Annotated in this window: 2 protein-coding genes and 1 tRNA gene; 1 reads left to right on the top strand and 2 read right to left on the bottom strand. The window is 75.4% G+C overall.

The window, feature by feature from the left end; genetic code table 11:
• Positions 1-112 precede the first annotated feature (112 nt).
• Positions 113-184, bottom strand: a tRNA-Arg gene (locus AC30N0_RS09525).
• A 77-nt stretch (positions 185-261) separates the two neighbouring features.
• Here AC30N0_RS09525 and AC30N0_RS09520 point away from each other — a divergent pair.
• A complete protein-coding gene (locus AC30N0_RS09520) occupies positions 262-501 on the top strand; it encodes a hypothetical protein (protein ID WP_489517687.1) in 240 nt (79 codons plus the stop codon).
• Positions 502-511: 10 nt separating this feature from the next.
• On the opposite strand, the gene AC30N0_RS09515 is transcribed toward AC30N0_RS09520, so the two are convergent.
• Positions 512-4,397 (bottom strand): translocation/assembly module TamB domain-containing protein (locus AC30N0_RS09515; protein ID WP_489517686.1); only part of this gene is annotated, 3,886 nt, incomplete at its 5' end.

Genomic DNA, 4,397 nt, shown 5'->3' with positions numbered 1-4,397 from the left:
CGACAACTCTCTGGCTTGCGCGCCAGCGGCAGCTCCGACTAAACCTACGCGCTACGGATCCTTGGGAGCAGCGCACCATCCCGAAGCCCGGTGCGCCAGCCACGCTTTCGAGTCCCGCCGACAGGAATCGAACCTGTATTTGCCGCTTAGGAGGCGGCCGTTCTATCCATTGAACTACGGCGAGCGCGCGAGGCAGCAGTTTAAGACCCCGACCCCGGCGCTCGCGCGCGGCATACTGGTGCCGACCGCAGGGGAGCGCGCATGGCCACAGTCGAAGGAACGCACACGCAGGGCGACGGTGGCCCGGCCATCCGATACCACGTGGACTACGAGGTCGTCGGAGCCACCATCAACTACAAGGCACGGTTGACGAATGCCGGCCGGTCGACGCCGCACGAAGGCCAGTTCGACTTCGATCCGAGCCGGATCGAGCCGGACGAGGCGGTCGCCGCCTTCATGCAGAACCACATCGGCAAGGCCGACTTCGACGTCGCGCCCTGAGGCGCCGCCGCTACTTCCAGCGCAGGGTCCAGTTCACGTCGATCGAGTTGTCACCGCCGGCCTGGGCCCGGATCGTGATGCGCTGCGCCACCCGGTAGATCAGCTGCCACGTGCCGGTCGTGGCGTTGAGGCCGTGTTCGTAGCCGACGTACCAGCGCTTGCCGATCTGCTTGCCGAGGCTGACGATGGTGTCCTTGACCGCGCCCTCGCTCTGCCGGATGTCCACCGCATCGAGGCCGATCGACCGGATCAGCCGGTCGGTCACGCCCGGTCCTTCGCCGGAGAGCAGCGCCAGCGCCGCCTGCTGCAGGAGGGCCGTGTCGGCGCCGCCCGTGGTCGCCGACGCGCGGCCGAGGACGAGCCAGCTGAGCTTGTCGATGTCGGACATCGCGGGCTCGGAGAAGAGGCGGATGCGCGGGTTGAGCGCCGTGCCGGCGACGGTCACGCCGACGCGCACGTCGAGGTCCGGGCGCACCGCTTCGATGTCGAGGCGCGGGTTCTCGACCGGGCCGCCGAAGGCGAGGACGCCGCGGGCGATGGCGAGCTTCTGGCCATAGGCCTGGTACGTGCCCCCGACGGTGCTCAGCGACCCGTTGACGGCGAGGCGGCCGCCAGGCGACGTGATGTGCAGCTCGCCGCGCAGGCCGGCGTCGAGGCCGCGCCCGCGCACGCGCATGCGCTGGCCCATGTCGACGCGCAGGTCGAGCGCGACGCTACGGCTCGCCGGCGGCGTGCCCGCCAGCGGTGACGCCGGCGACGCGGTCGGCATCGCGGCGACCGTCGGGCCGGAGGCCGTGGCCGCAGCGGCAGTCGCCGGAGCCGCGGTGGGCCGGCGCACGACCTCGACGTCGTCGCCGAGCCGCGGCGCATCGGAACGCGTGAAGTCGACGAGGCCCTCGTCGACCGCGAACCGGCCCTGCAGGCCGAGCGTCCTGGCGTCGAGGCGCAAGGCCGCCGCGCCGCTGGCGACGATGCGCCGGTCGACGCGGCCGAGGACCTCGAAGCGCTCTGCCACGAGGCGCAGGCGCGCCGCCGGCGCCGCGTCGAAGCTGGCCTCGCCGTCGAGCCGCACCGTGCCTTCGCCGCCGCGCGCCGTGAAGCGCTCGATGCGCGCCGTCGTGCCCTGCAGGGCCACCGCCAGGCTGCCGTCGCTGATGTTCACGCCTTCGATGAAGTTGCGTACGCCGAGCTTCGACCCGTCGACGCGGCCGGCGTACTGCGGCGCACCGAAGCTGCCGCCGATGCTCGCGCTCGCATGCAGGTCGCCGCTCAGGCGCCAGCCGGCCGGAACCCACGGGCCCCAGGTGCCGAGGTTGGCGACGCGCAGCTCGAGGACGCCCTCGATCGGCGTGGCGGCCTCGGGCCAGGCGGCGGCCTGAGCCGTGCGTGCGGTCACCGCCCCGGACACGACGCCGAGCGTGGACCCGGCCATGGCCGTCGTGAAGTGCCAGACACCTTGCTCGGCGGCGATGCCCAGGCGCAGGTCGGTGAAGCCGAGGGCCTGCGTGCCGAGCTCGTCGCTGACGCTGAGATCGCCGCCGTTGCGCTGGACGACCGCCTCGACGCGCACCGCCGGCGCGCTGCGCACGTCGATGCGTGCGCCGACGGCCAGGTCGCCGCCCCAGCCGAAGCTCGGCTGCAGCGCCTTCAAGGCCGGCGCGACGGGAAAGGCGTCGATGCGTGCCTGCACGTCCAGGCGCGCCGGCGAGCGGGCACCGGCAGCCTGCCACTCGACTCGACTCCAGCGCAGCGTCGCGCCGAGCGCCGACGCGGTGCCGGGTTCGACCGCGGCGCGCATCGGCCCGCCGGCCCAGAAAACGCTGCCGCGCACGTCGCGTGCGTTGACCCAGGTTCGCACCGGCGCGGCCGCCGAGCGTGCGGCGAGCTCGCGAACCGTGCCGCGCCAGCCGGCGGCGCGCTCGCCGCCGGCGTCGGCGAGGCCGCCTTCGGCGACGAGCGTGACGATGCTGCGCGTGCCGGGGGTTGCGGCTGTCGCTGGCGCCGGCGGTGCCGCGACCGGCCGGGTCGCGCCGGTCGCACTGCTCGAGGCCGTGAGCGCATCGACCCACGCCGGCGGCAGCGCGGCCGAGAGCACCTGCAGTTCGGCGCGATGGGTACGGGCGGTGCCCGCGAGCCGGGCCTCGGCGCGCGCGATGCGGCGGCCGGCGAGGTCGATGTCGTCGGCCGTGAGGCTGCCGTCGAGGGCGGCGTCGTCGGCGCTGCCGAGGCGCCATCGCCCCGACGCCTGACGCACGGCGTTCCCCTGGAAACGCAGGTCGGTAGCCTGCAGGTCACCCTCGCTGGTGACCTCGGGCCAGCGGCCGGCGATGCGGGCTCTCGCGCTGAGCGTGCCCGAAAGCGGCGCCGCCGCAGGCCGCTGCGCCGATGCACCTGCACGCACCGGCGCGAGCCAGTTCGCCAGCGCGGCCAGCCGCGGCGCATCGACGGCGAGCTGCCATTGGTCGGCGCTGGCGCCCGCCGCGGCGAGACGCCCCTCGGCTTTCAGCCGGTTGCCGCCGGCAACGATCTCGAGCGTGGGCCGGGCCCGGCCATCGTCGTTGACGGAGCTCGCTTCGCCGGCCACGGCGACGCCGGCGAGGACGCTGTCGCGGAGCGACACGGCCGCCTTGCCGCGAGTCGCGGCGACGATCGCCAGGACGGGAGCGGTGCCCGACGACGCGGGGATGACGAGGTCGAACTCGCCCTGGCCCTCGAGGCGGTTCGGGCCACGTCCGAGCAGCGAATCGGCGGCCCCGGGCCACCAGAGCGCCGGGTCGAACCGCGCCAGCTCGAAGCGGCCGGTGGCCCGCCACGGCGCGGCGGCGGCGGCGCGCTGGAGCTGGCCCGCGAGGCGGGCCCGCGCTTGGCCGACGCCGGCCTCGGCCCGCCGCAGCTCGATGTGGTTCGTCGTCGCAGTCGCCTCGAGGCGCAGCTCGGCTCGGCGCGGTGCGGAGCGGGGCAGGCGGGCGTCGACCAGATCGCCGGCGAGCCGCGCTGTGAGCTCGACCGTGCGCGCTTCGGGCGCGGCGGCGAAGCCGCTGCCGACGGCGCCGATCGTGCCCACGAGCGAGGTCTCGGGCGCGCGGGCGTCGAGCTGCGCCGGGCGGACCCGGTCGAGCTCGGCGCTCAGCTCCCAGCGGTCGGCGGTCCAGCGGCCGCGCCCGACGATGCGGCCGGCGTCGACCCGGGCCGAGCCGAGCTCGGCGGCGAGCGCCTGCACCTCGACGATGCTCGGGTCGTCCGGCCGCGCGCGCACCTCGGCGCGGAACCGCTTCACCGGCAGCAGGCCTTCGTTCCAGCGGCCGGCGCGGGCGTTGGTCATGTCGGCGGTCACGGTCGCCGGCACGTCGGTGCCGGTCGTCGTCGCGACCACCTCGCCGCTCAGGGCGGTGGCCGGCGCCGCGGCGACGAACGCGGACAGGTCGAGCGCGCGCACCGACGCACGCAGCTCGCCGAGCGGCCAGGCCGCGAACGGTCGAACGACGGCGCGGGCGTCGAGCGACTGCGGCGGTGCCGCATGCGCAGGTGCCGTTGGCCCAGGTTTCGTTGGCCCATGTCGGGCTTGCCCAGGTATGGAAGCCGCCGGCGCAGCGGGGGCCGCTTCCGCCTGCACCCGCGCCGCCGCGGTAACGGCGAGCGCCTCCAGCGGCCCTTCGGCGCCGAGGTCGGCGTGCCAGGCGGGCGCGAGGCCAGCCGAGTCGACGGCGGCACGGGCGGCGACCGGGAAGGGCGCGTCGGCGCCGATGGCCAGCCGCCCCGTCGCGGCGCCCCTGTCGATGCGCGCGGCGAGGTCCTCGAACACGTGTCGTGCACCGCGCTCGGTACCGAGGTGCAGGCGGCCGCGCAACGCCCGGATCGGCATCGCCTCGGCACTGCCGACGCGAAGCTCGCCGACG

This window comes from Rhizobacter sp., from assembly GCF_031412495.1.
Taxonomy (GTDB): Bacteria; Pseudomonadota; Gammaproteobacteria; order Burkholderiales; family Burkholderiaceae_C; genus Schlegelella_A.
Note: the sequence above shows the minus strand (reverse complement) of the source record. Positions and strands in the feature narration are given on the sequence as shown.